Origin of the sequence: Halorubrum sp. CBA1229 (assembly GCF_003721435.2) — an archaeon.
Taxonomy (GTDB): Archaea; Halobacteriota; Halobacteria; order Halobacteriales; family Haloferacaceae; genus Halorubrum.
The window spans coordinates 1,498,887-1,518,945 of the sequence record NZ_CP054585.1 but is presented as its reverse complement, the minus strand read 5'-3'; the positions used below and the strand labels follow the sequence as shown (position 1 = coordinate 1,518,945).

The 20,059-nt window shown below is 68.5% G+C and carries 18 protein-coding genes; 10 read left to right on the top strand and 8 right to left on the bottom strand.

Features of this window, described 5'->3' with window-relative positions; translation table 11 throughout:
* Positions 1–10 precede the first annotated feature (10 nt).
* Both Hrr1229_RS07565 and Hrr1229_RS07560 read left to right on the top strand, forming a co-directional pair.
* Complete coding sequence (locus Hrr1229_RS07565) at positions 11–565, top strand: DUF309 domain-containing protein (protein WP_123113464.1); 555 nt, start codon at positions 11–13, stop codon at positions 563–565.
* 65 nt (positions 566–630) lie between these two features.
* Positions 631–1,434, top strand: coding sequence for a succinylglutamate desuccinylase/aspartoacylase family protein (locus Hrr1229_RS07560; RefSeq protein WP_123113465.1), 804 nt, complete (start codon positions 631–633; stop codon positions 1,432–1,434).
* A 36-nt stretch (positions 1,435–1,470) separates the two neighbouring features.
* Here the strand turns inward: Hrr1229_RS07560 and Hrr1229_RS07555 are convergent, their stop codons facing one another.
* Positions 1,471–1,869, bottom strand: coding sequence for a cupin domain-containing protein (locus Hrr1229_RS07555; protein WP_123113466.1), 399 nt, complete (start codon positions 1,867–1,869; stop codon positions 1,471–1,473).
* 177 nt (positions 1,870–2,046) lie between these two features.
* Here Hrr1229_RS07555 and Hrr1229_RS07550 point away from each other — a divergent pair, with 177 nt between their 5' ends.
* Positions 2,047–3,228: a M50 family metallopeptidase gene (locus tag Hrr1229_RS07550; RefSeq protein WP_123113467.1), complete on the top strand. Its 1,182-nt coding sequence runs from the start codon at positions 2,047–2,049 to the stop codon at positions 3,226–3,228.
* A 96-nt stretch (positions 3,229–3,324) separates the two neighbouring features.
* Positions 3,325–3,591, top strand: a complete 267-nt coding sequence (locus tag Hrr1229_RS07545; protein ID WP_123113468.1) for a glutaredoxin family protein — start codon at positions 3,325–3,327, stop codon at positions 3,589–3,591.
* Between the two features lie 33 nt (positions 3,592–3,624).
* Here Hrr1229_RS07545 and Hrr1229_RS07540 read toward each other — a convergent pair whose 3' ends face one another.
* Positions 3,625–5,331 (bottom strand): DUF1508 domain-containing protein, encoded by a 1,707-nt coding sequence (locus Hrr1229_RS07540; RefSeq protein ID WP_123113469.1) that lies wholly within the window; start codon positions 5,329–5,331, stop codon positions 3,625–3,627.
* Positions 5,332–5,450: 119 nt separating this feature from the next.
* On the opposite strand from Hrr1229_RS07540, the gene Hrr1229_RS07535 reads away from it, so the two are divergent.
* Both Hrr1229_RS07535 and ligA read left to right on the top strand, forming a co-directional pair.
* Positions 5,451–6,659 carry an amidohydrolase family protein gene (locus tag Hrr1229_RS07535; RefSeq protein ID WP_123113470.1) on the top strand — a complete coding sequence of 403 codons (1,209 nt, stop codon included), beginning with the start codon at positions 5,451–5,453 and terminating at the stop codon, positions 6,657–6,659.
* Between the two features lie 106 nt (positions 6,660–6,765).
* Complete coding sequence (gene ligA / locus Hrr1229_RS07530; protein ID WP_123113471.1) at positions 6,766–8,919, top strand: NAD-dependent DNA ligase LigA; 2,154 nt, start codon at positions 6,766–6,768, stop codon at positions 8,917–8,919.
* 67 nt (positions 8,920–8,986) lie between these two features.
* Here ligA and Hrr1229_RS07525 read toward each other — a convergent pair whose 3' ends face one another.
* Entirely contained in the window at positions 8,987–10,402 is a 1,416-nt protein-coding gene (locus Hrr1229_RS07525) for a gluconate:H+ symporter (protein WP_123113472.1), read from the bottom strand.
* A gap of 305 nt (positions 10,403–10,707) precedes the next feature.
* Between Hrr1229_RS07525 and Hrr1229_RS07520 the strand changes: the two genes are divergently transcribed.
* Both Hrr1229_RS07520 and Hrr1229_RS07515 read left to right on the top strand, forming a co-directional pair.
* Positions 10,708–11,727, top strand: a complete 1,020-nt coding sequence (locus tag Hrr1229_RS07520; RefSeq protein WP_123113473.1) for an ABC transporter ATP-binding protein — start codon at positions 10,708–10,710, stop codon at positions 11,725–11,727.
* Positions 11,724–12,548, top strand: a complete 825-nt coding sequence (locus Hrr1229_RS07515; protein ID WP_123113474.1) for an ABC transporter permease subunit — start codon at positions 11,724–11,726, stop codon at positions 12,546–12,548. Before Hrr1229_RS07520 ends, Hrr1229_RS07515 begins: the two co-directional genes overlap by 4 nt.
* Positions 12,549–12,587: 39 nt before the next feature.
* Here Hrr1229_RS07515 and Hrr1229_RS07510 read toward each other — a convergent pair whose 3' ends face one another.
* Positions 12,588–13,892 (bottom strand): O-acetylhomoserine aminocarboxypropyltransferase/cysteine synthase family protein, encoded by a 1,305-nt coding sequence (locus tag Hrr1229_RS07510; protein WP_123113475.1) that lies wholly within the window; start codon positions 13,890–13,892, stop codon positions 12,588–12,590.
* A gap of 151 nt (positions 13,893–14,043) precedes the next feature.
* Here Hrr1229_RS07510 and Hrr1229_RS07505 point away from each other — a divergent pair, with 151 nt between their 5' ends.
* Both Hrr1229_RS07505 and Hrr1229_RS18150 read left to right on the top strand, forming a co-directional pair.
* Positions 14,044–15,276 (top strand): SPFH domain-containing protein, encoded by a 1,233-nt coding sequence (locus Hrr1229_RS07505; protein ID WP_123113476.1) that lies wholly within the window; start codon positions 14,044–14,046, stop codon positions 15,274–15,276.
* A 13-nt stretch (positions 15,277–15,289) separates the two neighbouring features.
* On the top strand, positions 15,290–15,424 hold the full coding sequence (locus tag Hrr1229_RS18150; RefSeq protein ID WP_255212575.1) for a hypothetical protein: 135 nt from the start codon (positions 15,290–15,292) through the stop codon (positions 15,422–15,424).
* Positions 15,425–15,457: 33 nt separating this feature from the next.
* Here the strand turns inward: Hrr1229_RS18150 and Hrr1229_RS07500 are convergent, their stop codons facing one another.
* The 4 genes from Hrr1229_RS07500 to Hrr1229_RS07485 all read right to left on the bottom strand — a co-directional run bounded on the left by Hrr1229_RS07500 (position 15,458) and on the right by Hrr1229_RS07485 (position 19,920).
* Positions 15,458–17,146, bottom strand: coding sequence for a ribonucleoside-diphosphate reductase subunit alpha (locus Hrr1229_RS07500; RefSeq protein WP_123113477.1), 1,689 nt, complete (start codon positions 17,144–17,146; stop codon positions 15,458–15,460).
* 2 nt (positions 17,147–17,148) lie between these two features.
* Complete coding sequence (locus tag Hrr1229_RS07495) at positions 17,149–18,177, bottom strand: ribonucleotide-diphosphate reductase subunit beta (RefSeq protein ID WP_123113478.1); 1,029 nt, start codon at positions 18,175–18,177, stop codon at positions 17,149–17,151.
* 547 nt (positions 18,178–18,724) lie between these two features.
* Complete coding sequence (locus tag Hrr1229_RS07490; protein WP_123113479.1) at positions 18,725–19,324, bottom strand: hypothetical protein; 600 nt, start codon at positions 19,322–19,324, stop codon at positions 18,725–18,727.
* A 65-nt stretch (positions 19,325–19,389) separates the two neighbouring features.
* A complete protein-coding gene (locus tag Hrr1229_RS07485) occupies positions 19,390–19,920 on the bottom strand; it encodes a hypothetical protein (protein WP_123113480.1) in 531 nt (176 codons plus the stop codon).
* Between the last annotated feature and the right edge of the window lie 139 nt (positions 19,921–20,059).

Below are 20,059 nucleotides of genomic sequence, written 5' to 3'. Positions count from 1 at the left end.
TTACTCGGGCATGGACGATCACACCCGGGACCCCGGCGTCGCCCCGCCGCTCGGGAACCCGACCGGGTGGCACGCGGCCGGCGAGGGGTCGGACCGGCCGGGCGACAGCGGGGGCGACGGAGACGCCGACGCCCGGCTCGCCGGGGGACACTGGGAGCACGCCACGCTCCGCCGGGCGACCGAGCACGGCGTCCGGCTGTTCAACGCCGGCGAGTACCACGAGTCGCACGACTGCTTCGAGGACGAGTGGTACAACTACGGGAGCGGGACCACTGAGAGCGCGTACCTCCACGGGATGGTGCAGGTCGCGGCGGGCGCGTACAAGCACGTGGACTTCGAGAACGACGACGGGATGCGGTCGCTGTTCGAGACCGCGCTCCAGTACCTCCGGGGCGTCCCGGACGACTTCTACGGCGTCGCCGTCGACGAGATTCGGGAGACGCTCCGGGCCGCGCTTGACGACCCCGCCGCCCTCGACGGCTGGCGGATCCGCCTCGACGGCGCGCGTCCCGAGGCGTACCCCGCGGACTACGAGTACGCCGAGCGGATCGACGAGGGGCACTGAGGAGGGCGGCCGGGAGCCCGTCCGCGATCCGAACGCGACTTACCGTCCGAGCGCGTCGCACGGGTATGGACGTGTACGAACTGGGCGAGGGCGAGCCCGAAGTCGCGGTCGTCGGCGCGATCCACGGCGACGAGCCCTGCGGCGCCCGCGCAGTCCGACGGCTCCTCGACAGCGACCCCGACGTCGAGCGCCCGGTGCGGCTGATCGTCGCCAACGAGGCGGCGCTCGACGCCGGGGTGCGCTACCTCGATACCGACCTCAACCGAGCATTCCCCGGCGACGCCGACTCGGATGCCCACGAGGAGCGGCTCGCCGCCGACCTCCTCGACGAGACGAACGACTGCACGACCCTCGCGATCCACTCGACGCAGTCCTCCGCCGAACCGTTCGCGGTGATCGACTCGATGGACGAGGTCGCTCGCGGGGTCGCCCCGCACCTCCCGGTGGACGTCGTCATCCAGACCGACGCGTTCACCGAGGGGCGGCTCATCGAGCACCCGCACACGCTGGAGGTGGAGGCCGGCCTGCAGGGGTCGGACGCGGCCGCGGACAACGCCTACTGGCTGACGCGGGCGTTCCTGGCCGCGACCGGCGCGCTCCCGGCGCCGGGCGCCGACGACGCGGTCGACGCGGGCGGCCGCGACGGCGTCGAGGTGTTCCGGCTCCGCGACCGGATCCCGAAGCCGAACGCCGAGACGTACGAGGTGTTCGCGCGCAACTTCGAGCGGGTCGAGGTCGGCGAGGCCTTCGCGGCCGCCGGCGACGAGCAGCTCCGCGCCGACGAGCCCTTCTACCCCGTGTTGCTCTCGCCGTACGGCTACCGCGACCAGTTCGGCTACGTCGCCGACCGAGTCGGGACCATCGAGTGAGCGGCGGGGCCGAGGCGGGTCAGTCGACCCGTCCGGTCACTCGACCAGTTTGATCTCGTCGTCGCCGTTCGGCACCGCGCAGATGAACGCCCCCGGCTCCTCGCCCTCGTTCCGGTACCAGTGCTCGACGCCCGCCGGGATCAGGAGGCTGTCGCCGGGAGCGACGACGTGCTCCTCGTCGCCGATCCCGACCGCGTACTCGCCGGCGAGAACGTACTGCTCGTGTTCGACCGCGTTCGTGTGCCGGGGGACCGAGGCCCCGGGCGCGAGCTCGAACCGCCGCATCGCGAAGTGCGGGGCGCCGTCCGACTCGTCGATGAGGACCCCCTTCCGGAGCCCGTCGGCGGCGTCGACCGCCTCGTAGCCGATCTCGTCGCCGCGTTTCAGGACCCCGCCCGGCGCGTCCGTCGCCTCGTCGTCGGTTGCGTCGTCCATACCGACCGATCGACGGCGAGGCGTTTATAAACGGCGACGAGGGTCGGCGTCGCGCGTTCCCGACGCCGGCGGTGTGCACCCGCCCGCGCCCCTCGGCGTCGTCGGGCGACTGCGCCGCGAGCGCCCGGCCCCGCCGGCCCCCGGACGTTTAACCGCCCACCCGACTTACTCGGGGACATGCGAGGACTCAAGATCGGGACGGCGCTGGGGATCCCGGTCAGGCTCAACTGGACGTTCCTGATCGTGTTGCCGCTGTTCGCCTACCTCATCGGCTCGCAGGTCGAGATGATCGCCGAGGTGATGAACGAGACGCTCGGCGCCGGGATCGATCCGGCCGCGCTGGCCGGGGGACTCACGCCGTGGGGGCTCGGGCTGGCGGCCGCGCTGGGCCTGTTCGGCGGCGTCCTCCTCCACGAGTTCGGCCACTCGGTCGTCGCCATGCGGTACGGCTACGAGATCGAGTCGATCACGCTGTGGCTGCTCGGCGGACTCGCCAGCTTCACGGAGTTCCCCGAGGACTGGAAACACGAGTTCTGGATCGCGATCGCCGGCCCGGTGGTCAGCGTCGCGGTCGGCATCGGCTGTTACGCCGTGTACTCCCTGGCGCCGGTCGGGTCCGACGCTGTCCTCTTCGTGTTCGGGTACCTCGCGCTGTTGAACGTGGTGCTCGCCGTCTTCAACATGCTCCCCGCCTTCCCGATGGACGGAGGACGCGTCCTCCGGGCGCTGTTGGCCCGGAACCAGCCGCACGCGCAGGCGACCCAGCGCGCCGCCGCGGTCGGGAAGGCGTTCGCGTTCATCATGGGGATCATCGGGCTGCTGAACTTGCAGCTGCTTTTGATCGTGCTCGCCTTCTTCATCTACATCGCCGCCTCCGGGGAGGCCCAGCAGACGACCCTGAAGGCCGCCTTCGAGGACGTCACCGTCGGCGACGTGATGACCGGCCGCGAGGAGCTCCACACGGTCAGCGAGGACACCTCCGTCGCCGACCTGATGAGCCGGATGTTCGAGGAGCGGCACACCGGTTACCCCGTCCTCCGCGGCGACGATCTCGTCGGGATGGTGACCCTGGAAGACGCGCGGTCGGTCCGCGAGGTGGAGCGCGACGCGTACACCGTCGGCGACGTGATGGCGACGAACGTCGTCGCGGTCGGCCCGGAGACCGACGCGATGACCGCCCTCCAGACGATGCAGGAGCACGGCGTCGGCCGGCTGCCGGTCGTCGACCGGCAGGAGCGACTCGTCGGGATCATCTCTCGCTCGGACCTGATGACCGCGTTCAACATCATCCAGACGGGCGGCACCCCGAGCATCATCAGCGGGCGGCGACAGGTCGGGGACGACCCCGACGTGTTCTGAGCCGCCGGTCGCGACTCCCCGAGCCACCCGACCGAAAGCGACACTCCCGCCGACCGTACCGAAAGCGACTCCTCGCCGCCGACCGTACCGACGCCCATGAGCGAGTCGGACGCGACGGTCCCGGTGACGGTGTACACCCGCGAGGACTGCACGCTCTGTGACGCCGCCCGGGAGACGATAGAGGAGACCGCCGCGGGGCTCGACGTGACGATCGACCTCGACATGGTCGACGTCGACGAAGACCCCGAACTCGCCGAGGAGTACGGCGAGCGCGTCCCGTACGTGCTCGTCGACGGCCACCCAGCATTTAAATACGAAGTCGACGAGCGCGAGCTGCGGCTGAAGCTGCTCGCGGCCTCGTGAACGGCCGTCGACCGCCGGCGGCGACCGCGACGGCTACGCGACCGTCTCCTCGCCGGCGCCCGGGGCGTTCGCCTTCACGCCCGTGACCGCCTCGACCGCGTTCGACCGGGAGGCGTACCCCTCCCCGGAGTCGGCCACGATGTTCCCGTTGCGGTGGCGGAGCCGCCAGCGCCACTCCCCGCCCGCGTCCTCGTATATCTCGAAGGCGGCGTCGCTGACGTCCAGCACGTCGGCGTCCGGGGCGTAGTCGCGGACGCGCTCGATCGCGTCTCGCGCGTTCGACTTGGAGGCGTACCCCTCCCCGGAGTCGGCCACGATGTTCCCGTTGCGGTGGCGGAGCCGCCACCGGTAGTCGCCGCCCTTGTCCTCGTACAGCTCGAACGTCGCGTTCGGGGTCTCGTCGGCGTCCCCGTCGCCCCCGTCCTCCGCGTCGAGGTCGTCGAGGGCCGCCTCGGCGGCGTTCGACCGCACGCTGTCGAGCCCCTGGCGGGCCTTCGAGCGCGAGGAGTACCCCTGGCCCGAGTCGGCGAGCACGTTCCCGTTCTCGTGGATGAGCCGCCAGCGCCACTCCCCGCCCGCGTCGCGGAACATCTCGAAGGCCGTGGGGTCGACCCGGAGGTAGTCCGCCGCGGCGACGTGCTCGCGGACCCGCGCGAGCGCGCGCTCCGCGTTCGACTTCGAGGCGTACCCCTGGCCCGAGTCGCCGATGACGTTGCCGTTGTCGTGGCGGAGCCGCCAGCGCCACTTCCCCCCCGCGTCCTCGAACAGCTCGAAGGTCGCCACGCTCTCGATCCCCTCGTCGTCGCTCGGGATCGCCACGTCGGGCGCCGTCGCGTCCTCGGGCTCCGGGCCGTCGTCCGCGGCGACGGTCTCCCCCTCCTCGGGCGCCGTCTCGATCCGGAGGAGCCCGGCGCCGAGCGCGTTCCGCCGGACGCTGTGGAGCCCCTTCTGGGCCTTCCCGCGGCTGCTGTACCCCTGTCCCGACGTCGCGATGACGTTGCCGTTGCGGTGGCGGAGCCGCCAGCGCGGCTTCCCGCCCGCGTCCTCGAACAGCTCGAATCGGGCCTTGCTCTCGCGGAGCGACGCGGCCTCGGCGTGCGCGGTCGCCGCCTCGTCGTCGAGGTCCGCCGCACGCCCCTCCGCGGCGGCCAGCTCCTCCCGCGTCGACGCCAGCTCCTCGCGGACCGACGCCAGGTCCTCTTCCGTCGACGCCAGCTCCTCGCGGGTCGCCTCCAGCTCCGCGCTCGTCTCGTCGCGCTCGGCCGTCGCGGCGGCCGCCTCGCCCCGCATCCGCTCGTAGTCCTCGTACACCGGGTCGGAGAGCAGCGGCACGACCGTCCCCGCGAGGCCGATGAGGAGCAGCCCGACGCCGTACAGCGCGATCACGGTCGGATCGCCGGACGCGGTGAACCACCCGCCCGGGAAGATGTTCACGAACCAGACCACGCCGAGGACGCTCACCGCCGTTCCGAGGTACCCGAGGTACGTCCCCGCTCGACGGAGCGGGAACCGGATCACGGCCCCGAGCATGACGAACGGGGGCGCCAGCGCCGTCAGCGCGTACGCGATGCCGCGGGTGGCCGTCGCCGCCTCGGTGAGGAAGAACAGCGCGACGCCCGCCAGCCCGAGCAGCACGCCGAACCCGAACAGCCAGTAGCCGTTCACCTCGTCGTTCGTCGTCGGCGTTCCGATCCGGCGTTCGTACAGCCCGCCGCGGTCAGGTTTGTCAGTCGTTCCCATGGTCGGCGGATCGCCGGCCACCCGGTTATATATATGGGTGGGTGACACGAGTTCGCGGACGTCCGATCGGGACTACCGGGACCCGAGCGTTTACCCGTCGAACGGTCTCTCATACGGGTATGCACGTGATCAGAGGCGGACGCGTTGCGGACGTAGACGGGAGTCGCGAGGCCGACGTGGCGGTCGCGGACGGCGAGATCGTCGCGGTCGGCGACGCGGCGGCGGTCGACGAGGCGGTCGACGAGGCGGTCGCGGAGCGCGGCGACGGGAGTGGCGACGCCGGAGTCACCGAAGTCGACGCCGGCGGGAAGGTCGTCGCGCCGGGGCTGATCGACGCGCACGTCCACGTGATGATGGACGGGCGACCGGACGTCTCGACCGCGGTCTCCGACAGCGACTACACCGCGAGCTACCGGGCCGCCAGCAACCTGCGGGCGGCGGTCGAGGCCGGCGTCACGACCGTCCGCGACCTCGGGAGCCGGGGGACGCTCGCGCTCGACGCCGGCGAGGCGGTCGCCGTCGGCGACATCGACGGCGCGCGGGTCGTCGCGTGCGGCCGCAACGTGATCATGACCGGCGGCCACGGCAACTGGTTCGGCCGCGAGGCCGACGGACCGGCCGAGGTCCGGAAGGCGGCCCGCGAGCAGCTGAAGGCGGGCGCAGACGTGCTCAAGTGCATGGCCACCGGCGGCGTCCTCACCGAGGGCGCGGTGACGGGGGCCCCCGAACTCACCCCCGAGGAGCTCGCCGCGTTCACCGGCGCGGCCGCGCCGACCGATACCCCGACCGCGGCCCACGCCCACGGCGAGGAAGGGATCAAGAACGCGGTCGAGGCCGGGATCACGAGCGTCGAGCACGGGACGTTCATGGACCGGGAGGCCGCCGAGATGATGGCCGACCGCGGCACCTACTGGGTGCCGACCGCGAGCGCGCTCCGCGGCATCGTCGACAACGGCGTCGAGGCCGGGATCCCGGAGGACGCCGTCGCGAAGGCCGAGGACGCCGCCGACCGCTTCGACGACGCGTGGGACCACGCGCTCGACGCCGGCGTCCCGATCGCGATGGGGACCGACGCGGGCACGCCGTTCAACTTCTTCGAGGAGATCCCGCAGGAGCTCGCGTACATGGTCGACTACGGCCTCTCGCCCGAGGCCGCGCTGGAGGCCGCCACCGTCAACGCCGCGGACCTGCTCGGGCTCGACGACATCGGCCGGGTCGCTGAGGGGTACCAAGCCGACCTCGTCCTCCTCGACGCCGACCCGACCGAGGACGTCGAGGCGTGGCAGGACCCGGAGGCGGTGTTCGCTCGCGGCGATCGGGTCGCGTAGGCACGCGCGACCGCCGCCCGCGACGCCGGTCGAGCGACGTTCCCGCCGCGCGGTCGACCGCCCGCAAACGGTCGTTTTTAACCCGAGCCGCCGCAAGTGTCGGCCGATGACGAGCGCGCAATCCGGGCCGTCGACCCGGCACGCGGACCCCGCCGAGAACCCCTACGTCGAGGCGCCCTCGACCGACTTCGAGCCGGTTGAGGAGCTCTCGGTCGAGGCCGCCGCCGAGCAGGCGTCGCTCCTCCGGGCCGCGATCCGGGAGCACGATCACCGGTACTACGTCGAGGCCGATCCCCTCATTTCCGACGAGGCGTACGACCGGCTGTTCGCGCGCCTGCGAGAGCTGGAGGACGCGTTCGACCTCCCGACCGAGGACTCGCCCACGCGCCGCGTCGGCGGCGAGCCGCTCGACGGGCTGGAGACCGTCGAGCACGTCGCGCCGATGCGCTCCATCGACAACGCGACGGAGGCAGACGCAGTGCGGGAGTTCGACGAGCGCGTCCGGCGGGGACTCGACGCCGAGGGGGTCGACCCCGACGAGGTGGCCTACGTCTGCGAGCCGAAGTTCGACGGGCTCTCGATCGAGGTGATCTACGAGGACGGCGTCTACGCTCGCGCCGCCACCCGCGGCGACGGGACCGAGGGCGACGACGTCACCGAGCAGGTGCGGACGATCCGATCGGTCCCGGGGAAGCTCCGCGGCGACCCGCCCGACCGGCTGGCGGTCCGGGGCGAAGCCTACATGCCCCGCGACGCGTTCGAGGCGTACAACGAGGACCTGATGGAGCGCGGCGAGGAGCCGTTCGCCAACCCGCGCAACGCCGCGGCCGGCACCCTCCGCCAGCTCGACCCCGCGGTCGTCGCCGAGCGCCCCTTAGACGTCTTCTTCTTCGACGTGCTGGCGTGGGAGACCGGTGATCAAGAATCTGACCCCCCGGAGCGCCCCGACACCCACTGGGCGGAGTTCGACGCGTTCGACGCGTTCGGGCTCCGCCGCGCCGACCGGGTCGAGCGCGTCGACGACATCGAGGGCGCGATCGAGTACCGCGACCGCCTCATGGCCGAGCGCGACGACCTGAACTACGAGATCGACGGCGTCGTGATCGCGGCCGACGACCGGGCCCACCGCGAGGCGCTCGGGTCGACGTCGCGGGCGCCGCGCTGGGCGTTCGCCTACAAGTTCCCGCCCCGCACCGCGACGACGACCGTCGAGGGGATCACCGTGCAGGTGGGCCGGACGGGGCGGCTCACGCCCGTGGCCGAGCTCGACCCCGTCGACGTCGGCGGCGTCACCGTCTCGCGGGCGACCCTCCACAACCCCGCCGAGATCGAGGCGCTCGGCGTGAACGTCGGCGACCGCGTGCGGATCTACCGCGCCGGCGACGTGATCCCGTACGTCCCGGAGGTCGTCGAGAAGCGCTCCGAGGGGAGCTACGAATTCCCCGAGACGTGTCCCGTCTGCGGCGCCCCGGTCGAACGCGACGGCCCGCTCGCCTTCTGCACCGGCGGGCTCGGCTGCTCGGCGCAGCTGGAGCGGGCGGTCGAACACTGGGCGCGACGGGACGCGCTCGACGTCGAGGGGCTGGGGCCCGAGCGCGTCGAGCAGCTCCGCGAGGCCGGCCTGGTGGAGTCGCTACCTGACCTGTATGACCTGACCGCCGAGCAGCTCGCCGCGCTGGAGGGGTGGGGCGAGACGAGCGCCGAGAACCTCGTCGCCGAGCTGGAGGCGACGAAGGAGCCCCCACTCGACGCGTTCCTCGCCGGGCTCGGGATCCCCGACGTGGGCGCGACGACCGCCCGCGCGCTCGCGGCGGAGTTCGGCGACCTCGACACCCTCCTCGACGCCGACGAGGCGGCGCTGCGGGAGGTGGACGACGTCGGTCCCGAGGTGGCCGAATCGATCCGGACGTTCCTCGACAACGAGGAGAACCGGGCGGCCATCGAGGGGCTCCGCGAGCGCGGCGCCGAGCCCGAATCGGTCGACGTCGAAACGGGCGACGCGCTCGACGGGCTCACGTTCGTCTTCACCGGGTCGCTGTCGACGACGCGGGGCGAGGCGCAGGCGCACGTGGAGGCGCACGGGGCGAACGCCACGTCGAGCGTCTCCGGGAACACCGACTACCTCGTCGCCGGCGAGAACCCCGGGCGGTCGAAGCGGGACGACGCCGACGGCGAGGGCGTGCCGGTGCTCGACGAGGACGCGTTCGCCGACCTGCTCGCTGACCGCGGAGTGCCGTGGCCGCCCGAGGGCGACGAGTAGCGGCGGAGCGGTCGGTGAGGACGGCGGTCGTAAAAAAAACCGCTCGGAAAACGGGTCGGCCGAGCCGTCAGGCGAGCGGGAGGATCGTGGAGACGATCAGCACCGTGATGAGCCCCGTCACGGAGATGATCGTCGTGAGGGCGGTCCACGTCTGCAGCGTCTCCCGCTTGGTGAGCCCCCCGATCTCGCTGACGAGCCAGAAGCCGGAGTCGTTGAACCACGAGAAGATGTTTCCGCCGGCGCCGATCGCCATCACGAGGTAGGCCGGGTGGACGGTCAGCTGCCCGGTGAGCGGGGCCATGATCCCCGCGGCGGTCAGCATCGCGGCCGTGGCCGACCCCTGCGCGATGCGCACGATCGCGGCGATGAGCCAGGCCGTGATGAGCAGGCCGATCCCCACTTCCTGGAGCGCGCCGGCCAGGTAGTCACCGATCCCGGAGGCGGCGAGCAGCGCGCCGAACGCCCCACCAGCCGCCGTGATCGCGGCGATGTTCCCGCCGCTTTTCAGGGCCTCCGTGAGCTCCTCGCTCCACTCGCTCTGGTCCATCTCGTCGAAGCGGTAGAACGTGTACGCGGCCGCGAGCGCGGCGATCGTCAGCGCGACGTTCTTGTTCCCGAGGAAGTCGGTGATGGGCTGCAGCGAGGCCAGGGCCGGAGCGACGTCTTGGAACGTGTTGACGAACGTCGAGGACGCGATCAGCAGGACGGCCAGCAGGATCGGCGCCAGCGACTCGAGCACGCTCGGGAGTTCGCTGGTCGGTCGGTCGGCGACCTCCTGCAGCTCCTCCGTCGAGGTCGCCATCGTGTCCCGCAGCGGGATGTCGAGCCGGTTGTTGATCCAGCGACCGTAGACGAGTCCGGCCATGATCGCCGCCGGGATGGCGGTTACCAGTCCGACGATGATCGTCGTCCCCAGGTTGCTCCCGATCTGGTCGGCGACCGCGAGCGGGCCGGGCGTGGGCGGAACGAACACGTGCGTCGTCGCGGCCCCCGCGCCGACGACGACGATGAACAGCGTGTAGTCGCGGCCGACGCGAGCCCGCATCGAGCGCGCGAGCGGCGCCATTAGGTAGAACACGCTGTCGAAGAACACCGGGATCGCCAGCACCGAACTGCTTCCGAGCAGCGCCACGTCGGAGTTGCTCTCGCCGAGCACGTTCTGGAAGCCGCGGACGATCCGTTGGGCCGCGCCGCTCTCCAGCATTCCCTTCCCGATGACCGCGGCCATGAGGATCGGGATCCCGATCCCCGCCATCCCGTTCCCGAACGCCGTCGCGACCTGACTGCCGGCGTCGGCGGCGGTGAAGTCCGCGACGAACACCGTGTTCACCACGCCGACCAAGAACGCAGAGATGATCAGCCCGATGAACGCCGGAAGGTCCAACCACACGAGCAGCGCGATGACAATTATCAATCCTATTATAAATGTTAGTAGGGGACTGTGCGCGAACTGAACAGTCGCTTGGAGTGCTGTCGGATCCATCCCATCTGACATGGTAAGGATAAACAATTAAATTTTGTGCTTAGTGTGGACAGCGTCGCAGTCTAGCGATTTTTGAGATTCAGAAGTCCCGCGATCTCTCACGGAGGCTCCGATGGTGTAATCCGAGAAATAGTCAGAGATCTGTCTAACATTTTTTATTGCGGCTGAATGAGTAGTTTTGACTCGCGACATCGACGCGTCGCTGTCACCCGATTCGATTTGGTTACCGTCTTTCGGGCGCTCACCGCGCACGGCTCCTCGCACCGACCCGCAACCCTTTATCCGGAGACGCGGGAACGAGGGGTATGACCGCCATCGAACTGCGCGGGGTTCGGAAGGAGTTCGGCGATGTCACGGCCGTCAGTGACCTCGACCTCACCGTGCAGGAGGGCGAGGTGTACGGATTCCTCGGCCCGAACGGCGCCGGCAAGTCGACGACCATCGACATGCTGCTGGACCTCGTTCGCCCGACCGCGGGGACGGTGCGCGTGCTCGGGCGTGACGCCACGGGCGACGGGGTCGCGATCCGGCAGCGGACCGGCGTGCTCCCGGACGGCTTCTCGGTGTATAACCGCCTCTCCGGGCGGAAACACGTCGAATTCGCGGTCCGCTCGAAGGAGGTCGACGACGACCCCGACGCCCTGTTGGAGCGCGTGGGGCTGCTCGACGACGCCGACCGCAAGGCCGGCGGCTACTCGAAGGGGATGCGCCAGCGGCTGGCGCTCGCGATGGCCCTCGTCGGCGAGCCCGACCTGCTCGTCCTCGACGAACCCTCCTCCGGGCTCGACCCCGCGGGCGCGAAGGAGATGCGGGAGATCGTTCAGACCGAGGCCGACCGCGGCGCGACCGTCTTCTTCTCCTCGCACATCCTCGAACAGGTCGACGCCGTCTGCGACCGGGTTGGCATCCTCCGTAACGGCGAGCTCGTCGCCGAGGACTCCGTCGAGGGGCTCCGCGAGGCCGTCGGCGGCGAAGAGACCCTGGAGATCGCCGTCGGCGGGGCGGACGGCGGGATCGGCGCGGCCGTCGAGGCGGTCCGCGCCGTCGAGGGCGTCAGCCGCGTTGACCGCGACGGCGACGCGCTCGTCGTGAGCTGCGCCGACGGCGCGAAGACCCGCGTCATCGCCGCGCTGGAGGACGCCGGCGTCGCCGTCGACGACTTCCACACCCGGGAGGCGTCGCTGGAGGACCTCTTCTTAGCGTACACGGAGGGGGACGCGGCAGAGGGCGACACGGCGAAGGGCAACGCGACGAAGGCCGACGCGGCGGAGTCCGACGGGACGACGCCCGACGCGGCCGACGCGGACGAGGAGGTGGCCGAATGACGCTCGGCGCCATCGCGGAGAAGGACTTCCAGGACGCGGTTCGCTCGCGGGGGATGATCGCCCTCGTGGCGCTGTTCTCGGTGCTCGTCTCCGTGTTCGCGTACGTCTTCTCGCCGCCGGGAGAGCAGTTCGCGACGGAGTTCCTGTTGAGCGTCGCCGTCGGCCCCTTCCTCGTGACGACGCTCGTCCCGCTGGTCGGGGTCGTCGTCGGCTACAACGCCGTCAGTGGCGAGCGCGAGTCGGGCTCGCTGAAGCTGCTTCTGTCGCTGCCGCACTCGCGGGCCGACGTGGTCTTCGGGAAGGTGGTCGGCCGGGGCGGCGCGCTGGCGCTCGCGGTGTTCGCCGGCTTCCTCCTGCCGGCGGCCGTGCTGCTCGCGCTCTCTCAGCTCGGGTACATCCAGGCGTTCAACGTCGGCTCGTACCTCGGGTACACGGTCTTCGCCGCGGTCCTCGGCGTCGTCTTCGTCGCGATTGCGGTCGGCTTCTCGGCGGCCGCCGAGACGCAGCGACAGGCACTCATCGGCGGGGTCGCGATCTACGTCCTGTTCGTGCTGCTGTGGGGCGCGGTCACCGGGCAGTTCCTCGGTGCCGCGAGCGGACTGATCGACCCCTTACCGGTCTCCCAGCGGCAGATCAGCGTGTTCCTGCAGGTCGCGAACCCGACGACCGGGGTCGAGCTGCTGTCCAACGCGTTCCTCGGTAATCAGTTGCTCTCGGGCGAGGGCGTCAACCAGCAGATATCGGCGATCTCGATGCTCGTGTTCTGGACGATTGCGCCGCCGCTGGTCGGGCTCTGGAAGTTCGACACCGACGATCTCTGAGTCCGACGGCGACGACACGAGTGAAGCCGCGGTCCCGACCTACGCCGTCGCGCGCTCGATCGCCGCCTCCAAGTCGGCGACGATGTCCGCCGGGTCCTCGATACCGACGGAGAGCCGCACCATGTCGCCGGTGACGCCAGCGGCCTCCTGCTCTTCCTCGGTGAGCTGCTGGTGGGTCGTCGAGGCCGGGTGGATGACGAGCGTCTTCGCGTCGCCCACGTTCGCGAGCAGCGAGGCGAGGTCGGCGTTCTCGACGGTGCCCTTCGCGGCCTCGTAGCCGCCCTCCAGCCCGAAGGTGATCATGCCGCCGTAGCCGCCCGATAGGTACTCGCTGGCCTCCTCGTGGGTCTCGTGGCTCTCCAGTCCGGGGTAGTTCACCCACGCCACGTCCTCGTGTTCGTCGAGGTACTCGGCGACGATCCCGGCGTTCTCGCAGTGGCGCTCCATCCGGAGCGGGAGCGACTCCGTCTGCTGGAGGGTGTTCCACGCGTCGAACGGCGACTGCTGGTCGCCCAGGTCGCGCAGTCCGCGGGTCGTCGCCGCGAAGGTGAACGCCGCGTCGCCGAACGCCTCGACGAAGTTGATCCCGTGGTACGCGGGGTTGTCCTGCGCGATCTCCGGGAACTTCTCGGCGTGCTCGGCCCACGGGAAGGAGCCGCCGTCGACTAAGATTCCGCCGACCGTGGTGCCGTTGCCGGTGAGCCACTTCGTCGTCGACTCCCAGACGAGGTCGGCGCCGTGGTCGAGCGGGCGGCACAGATAGGGCGTCGCGAACGTGTTGTCGACGAACAGCGGGGCGCCGTGGTCGTGGGCGATGTCGGCGATCCGCTCGATGTCCGGCGTGACGAGGGCGGGGTTCCCGATGGTCTCGAGGTGGACGTAGGCGGTGTTCTCGTCGATCGCGTCGGCGTACCCCTCGTAGTCGAGCGGGTCGACGAAGCGGGTCGAGACGCCGCGCCGCTCGACGGAGTGAGTGAAGTACGTGTAGGTGCCGCCGTACAGGGCGGACGACGAGACGATATTGTCGCCCGCGGACGCGAGCATGAACGTCGCCAGGTCGAGCGCCGCCATCCCGGAGGACGTGGCGACGGCGCCGACGCCGTTCTCGAGGGAGGCGATCCGCTCCTCGAGGGCGGCGTTCGTCGGGTTCATGATCCGGGAGTAGACGTTGCCGGCCTCCTCTAACGCGAACAGGCGGGCGGCGTGGTCGGCGTCCTCGAACTCGTAGGAGGTCGTCTGGTAGATGGGCGTGGCGCGGGCGCCGGTCGCGGGGTCCGGGTCCGATCCCGCGTGGACGCTTCGGGTGCGGAACTGGCGGTCGGGGTCGTCCTCGTCGGATGGCATGAGAGAGAGTGTGTCCGCTACGTATTTAAAAACGACCGCAGTCGCCGACGTTACCGGTTTCTGGGAGACGGCGACGCGGTTCGAGGTCACTCGTCGCCTCCCTCACTCGACTCGTGCGAACCGTTAACAGCGTCGAACCGTAAGTTCGGCTATGGGAACCCAAGGTCCGCGCGGCGACACCCTCGAGCTGGAGGACGCAGTGGGCGGCATTCCGGACGCGGTCTGGCAGTACACCGCGCTCGGCGCCGCCCTGCTCGTCGGGTTCGCCCTCCTCAGCCAGAGCCTCGTCTTCGGCGTGGGCGCGCTCGCCGTGTTGCTGGCGGCCGTCACGGTCGTCAGCGCGGTCGAGATCGTCGACGCCTACGAGAAGAAGACGCTCACGGTGTTCGGCGAGTACCGGAAGCTGCTCGAGCCGGGGGTCCACGTTATTCCGCCGTTCGTCTCCCGGACGTACGCGTTCGACATGCGGACGCAGACGATCGACGTGCCGAGCCAGTCGGCGATCACGCGGGACAACTCGCCGGTGACGGCGGACGCGGTCGTCTACATCAAGGTGATGGACGCCAAGAAGGCGTTCCTCGAGGTGGACGACTACAAGAAGGCCGTCTCGAACCTCGCACAGACCACCCTCCGGGCCGTCCTCGGCGACATGGAGCTCGACGACACGCTCTCCCGGCGCGACCAGATCAACGACCGCATCAACGAGGAGTTGGACGAGCCGACGGACGAGTGGGGGATCCGCGTCGAGGCCGTCGAGGTGCGCGAGGTGAGCCCCTCGCAGGAGGTCCAGCGCGCGATGGAGCAGCAGACCGGCGCCGAGCGCCGCCGCCGCGCGATGATCCTCGAGGCGCAGGGGGAACGCCGCTCGGCGATCGAGCAGGCGGAGGGTGACAAGCAGTCGAACATCATCCGCGCGCAGGGGGAGAAACAGAGCCAGATCCTCGAGGCGCAGGGGGACGCGATCTCGACGGTGCTGCGCGCGCGCTCCGCCGAGTCGATGGGCGAGCGCGCCATCATCGAGCGCGGGATGGAGACGCTCGAAGCGATCGGCAAAGGCGAGTCCACCACGTTCGTCCTCCCGCAGGAACTCACCAGCCTCGTCGGCCGCTACGGCAAGGCCCTCTCCGGCTCCGACGTCCAGCAGATGGAGGGGTTAGAGAGCTTGGAGTTCGACGAGGAGACCGAGAAGATGCTCGGCTTGGAGGACATCGAGAGCGCCCTCGAACAGCTCGACACGGTCGCCGACAGCGACCTGCGGACCGACGAGACCCGCGACGCGGACACGGCCCGCGACGTCGACCTCGCCCGGCAGGAGGAGGAGGAGACCCGCGAGGCCGAGCGGGACATCGAGCTGGAGGCCGAGAGCGAGCGCCCGGGGACATGAGCCCGACTCGCGGGTGCCACACATCGTCGACGGAGAAGCTCGCCGCCACCACGATCGCGCCGCCGCACGGATCGCTGACGTTCCCAGAGCCGAAGACGTCCACCTCGAGGAGGACCGGAACATCGATCTGGAGTCGGAGACGGAGTGACCGAGACGGGAGGCGGGCCGCTACGAGTGGCGATCAGCTCTCACAGGCCCTACACTCGAGAATATCCCGACTGAATTTCTGTGCGGCATTCACGCTGTGCTGATAGTAGAGGCTCTTGACGCCCTTCTTCCAAGCTTTTATGTAGAGCTGATTGATCTCCTTGACGCTCACTTCACTCGGATCGATCGAGATGTTCACGCTCTGTGCTTGGTCTATGTGTTTCTGTCTCTGTGCTGCCTGATTGATGATCGCCATCTGCGGTATCTCGGCGAAGGTCTTGAACACCTCTTTCTCTTCGTCCGTCAGACACTCGAGATGTTGAACGCTCCCGTCCTTATTGGCGATACTGTCCCACACTTCGCGGGTGTCTTTGCCCCGCTCCGCCAGTAGCGCCTGAAGGAATCTGTTTTTTTGCGTCGACTTTAGCTTCGCACCGTCTCGCACGAAGTAGTTCGATTTCAGCGGCTCGATGCTCGGACTGACCTGCCCCAGAATGACGCTGCTCGATTTCGTCGGCGCCACGCTCATCGTCGTCGTATTCCGCCTGCCGTAGCCCTCGAGAACCTCTGGCTCCCCGAACTCATCGGCAAGCGCTTCACTCGCCTCGTAGCTCCGCTCTTTGATGGTCCGGAACATCTCCCCGTTCTTTTCCATCGCCTCCATGCTGTCGAAGGGGATCATGTTGCTCTGGAGGTAGCTGTGCCACCCGAGGACGCCGATCCCTATCGCTCTGTGTCTCTTCGCGAACCGCACAGCCCGCTGCATGAACTGTACCCCTTCCGTGCGCTGGATGAATTCCTCCATCACCGCGTCCAGGAACCGCGTCAGAGTCTCCACCGCATCGGTGTCTTTCCATTCGTCGTAGTGGAGAGCGTTCATACTTGAGAGACAGCAGACGAAGCTCTCGTCCGCCGTGGCTGGTAGCGCTATCTCGGTACACAGGTTGGACGCGTTTATCCGGTAGTCCTTGTCCTTGTAGACCTGCGGCTTCCCCTCGTTCATGTTCCCCCGGAAGATTATATACGGAACGCCGATGTTGATCCGGGTCTCGATGATATCCGCCCAAGTCTCTCGCTTCGCTTCATCGCCGTCAACCATCGCCTGAAACCAGTCGTCACCGATGATGACGCCGTAGTAGATGTCCTGTACTGGGTCCCCTTCGGTTTTGATGTTGAGCCATTCGTCCAAGTCATCGTGTTCGACATCGATGTAGCCGGCGAACTGCCCCCTCCGGGTTTCACCCTGGCTGATGACGTTGATGATCGTATCGAACAGCTCTGTGAAACTGTAACTCCCGTTGCTCTTGCCGTTGTTCGTTATCTGACTTCCCCGCGGCCGCAGTTCACCGAAGTACCCGCTCGTGCCTCCGCCCTGCTTGGTCATCTCACCCACCTCGGCTTGGGTGTAGAGAATACTCTCTATGTTATCCTCCATGTAGCTGCCGAAGCAACTGATAGGAAGGCCTCTATCCAGTCCGAAGTTGGACCACACCGGGCTGGCGAGACTGTAGAAGCCGCGGCTCATGTACTCGTAGAACTTGTCCGCGAAGCCCTCCTCACCCAAGATCTCTTCGGCGCGCTCCGCTATCTGTCTGACTCTCTCTTCCGCGTCGACGCCCTCAAGCAGGTATCCCTCTCTGAGAAACTCCCTACTGTCCTCGTTCAGCCAGTAGAACGGTTCGTTATGTTGTTCTGCAACGCTGTCGAGTTCTGTGTGTGCCATTATTAGAACATGTCCTCAGCGGTAACGCTCTGCGTGTGTTTGTTGTACGTGGTCGACCGCTTGCTGAAGAAGTCGTTATCCTTCGTCATCATAATGTCCTCGTCGAACCAGCGCGTCTCTTCAAGCAGGTCATCGTCAGTCTCGAATATCGGTTCCACGCCGACGTTTTCCAGGCTCTGATTGAACCGGTCTCGCAGAAACGCGTCGACGTGCGCCCTCGGAAGGAACTCCAGCTCGCCGTCATCGAATATCCAATCCAGAATCTCCAGCTCTGCCTCGTAGGCCTGCTGACAGGCTTCTTGGACGTCCTCCTCGAAATCATCGTCGAAGAGATCCGGATTCTCCTCTCTGATCGTCTCCACCAGCTCGACCCCGAACAGACCGTGAATCTGCTCCTCTTTGCTGGTTGCTTCGACGGCGTTCGCTATCCCCTTGAACTTCTTTTCGTGCTTGTCGAAGCTCGTCATTATGAGGAACTGGCTGAACAGCGAGACGTGTTCGACGAACGTACTGAACAGCAGGATGCTCATCACGTACTCCCGTTCGTCGTCGCTCTCGCTCTTCTCCAGATACTCATCGAGATACTCGATCCGCGCTTTGATCGCTGGCTCCTCAGTTACCTGCTCAAAATCGTCCGTGATTCCCAAGACGTCAAGTAGGTGACTGTAGGCGTCCATGTGTCGCACCTCGCTTTCCGCGAAGGTCATACCCACGTTCCCGACCTCGGCTTTGGGCATCTCCTCGTAGATATCCGACCAAAACGTCTTCACTTGCACCTCTATCTGTGCGATAGCCAGCATCGTCCGCTTGATAACGGTCTGCTCAGCAGGAGTCGTGTTGACCTTGAAGTCTTGGACATCTCCGTCGAAATTAAACTCCGTGTGTACCCAGTAGCTGTTCCGGATCGCCTCGACGTAGTCGAGGAATTCGCCGTACTCGTAGGGCTTCAGCTGTGTTCTCTCCGAGAAGATGTCCGTCTCTATATCTGCGCCTGTACTCGCGTTCGTGTTTGCGTTTTCGCTTTCACTCATCGTTGGTCATCTCAAACATGACCGATTGCGTTGGATTGCCTCTGCCGCTGTCTAGCATCAGTCTGGTGGGTCCGACCGCAGTCGTGTCGCTCGGGAGACGGTCTTACAGCGTAACGTGAGTGTAGCCGTGTGAACCGTATCGGACCACACAGACTCCACTGTGATAAGTATTACTAACAAAGTTGTAGTATAACAACTTCACTTTCATACTAGGGGGCCGGAGCGTTCCTCCGATCCGCGAGTGGACGGTACCGAGACGGGGACTGAGCGGTAATCTCCGGTTACGGGTGGTCGCTACAGTGCCCAAATGGCAGCGTCAAACACCCACGCTCGTCCAATCGCGATGACTCCGCCGAGCAGTTCGGCGAGAAGCACAAGCCCGGAGCCGGACGCGATCGAGAGCCCACGAGACGTGAGATTCGGACAACGCCGACCTCGCCCGACAGGAGGCGGAGACCCGCGAGGCCAAACGGGACATCGAGCTGGAGGCCGAGAGCGAGCGCCCGGGGAACTAGGGACGGGGTCGGTCGGGACCGACCCCGGCCGGTCAGGGGCGCCAGTTCACCGGATCGACCGCCCAGAGCGCGCCGACCGTGAGGACGCCGGCGACGCCCCCGGCGACGAGCGTGACCACCGAGTCGGGGACGGCGACGACCGAGGCGAGCAGCAGGACCGCGGCGACGAGCAGCGCGACCGTGTCCTCCGTGGTCGACGCGCGCACGACGGGCGCCACCGCGCCCCCGACGACGGCGCCGGCCGCGACCGCGGCGGGCGGACCGGTGCGCAGCGTCGCGAGCGCCTCCGACGCGGCGAACGCAGCGAGGGGGGCCCCGACGTCAGTGCCGATCCCCGCCCCGAGCGCCAGCGCGCCGACAGCGCCGAGCGCGGGAGCGAAGAGCGCCGCGCGCGCAGAGAGGTCGACGGCGGCGAGCGCGGCGACGCCGGAGACCAGCAGTACCGATCCGACCGCGAGGAGCGCGGGCGCGGCCAGCAGCGAGACCGGAGACGGCACGACGAGGTCGGGGCCGCCGGAGGCGGTCCCAGTTCCCGGGACGATCACGGGCGCGACGGCGGCCGCGCCAGCGAACGCGACGGCGGCGAGCGCGAGGAGAGCGAGTCCGAGGAGGCGTCGGCGGAGCGCTGTCATATCGGCGGGGAGGTCGCCGAGACACAAAACGATCGCGGGACCGAGGCGGGATCGCGAGCGTGAACCTACACGGTCACGCCGGCGCGGTCGCCGTCGATCGAGACGACGACCCGTTCCGGCGGTCCCTGCTCGTCCGTCAGCCGGATCAGGAGCGTCTTCACGACCGGGTCGTCGGTTTCGACGTCGCCCCGGACGCCGGTCCGGTCGACCGCGATCCGGAGCGAGCCGTCGCCGGTGCGGCTGATCGCGCCGAGACGGAGTTCGACCTCGGGGGCGGTGAGCCGCTGGGCGACGAGCAGCACGGCCTCCCCGCCGTCGTCGACGAACGCGGTCGCGTCGACGAACGCCCGCGTCTCCGCGGCGTCGGGACGGAGAGCGCCCATCGCCGCCGCGCTCGACCGGAAGGAGGCGGCGTGGGTGACGATCTCCGCCGGGCGGTCGAGGACGCTCTGCCCGTCGACGAGGGGGTTGCCGTCGACGTAGCGGCTCCGGACCGCGAGGTCCCGCGGCGTCGACGCCGCGAGGTCGTGGAGGCGGTCGACGCAGCCCGCGGTGGCGACGGCGAGGGCGCCGACGACGACCGCGCGGCGGTGCATGCGACGGGCTCCGACGGTCGGAGTGAAAACCCCATCGTCGCGCGTCTCGGCGAGTGAGAATCGGAGCCGGCTCGGGGGAGCGCGCGAGGGCTGAGCGGAGACGGCCGAGGGATCGGAACGGGACGGTCGAGGGATCGGA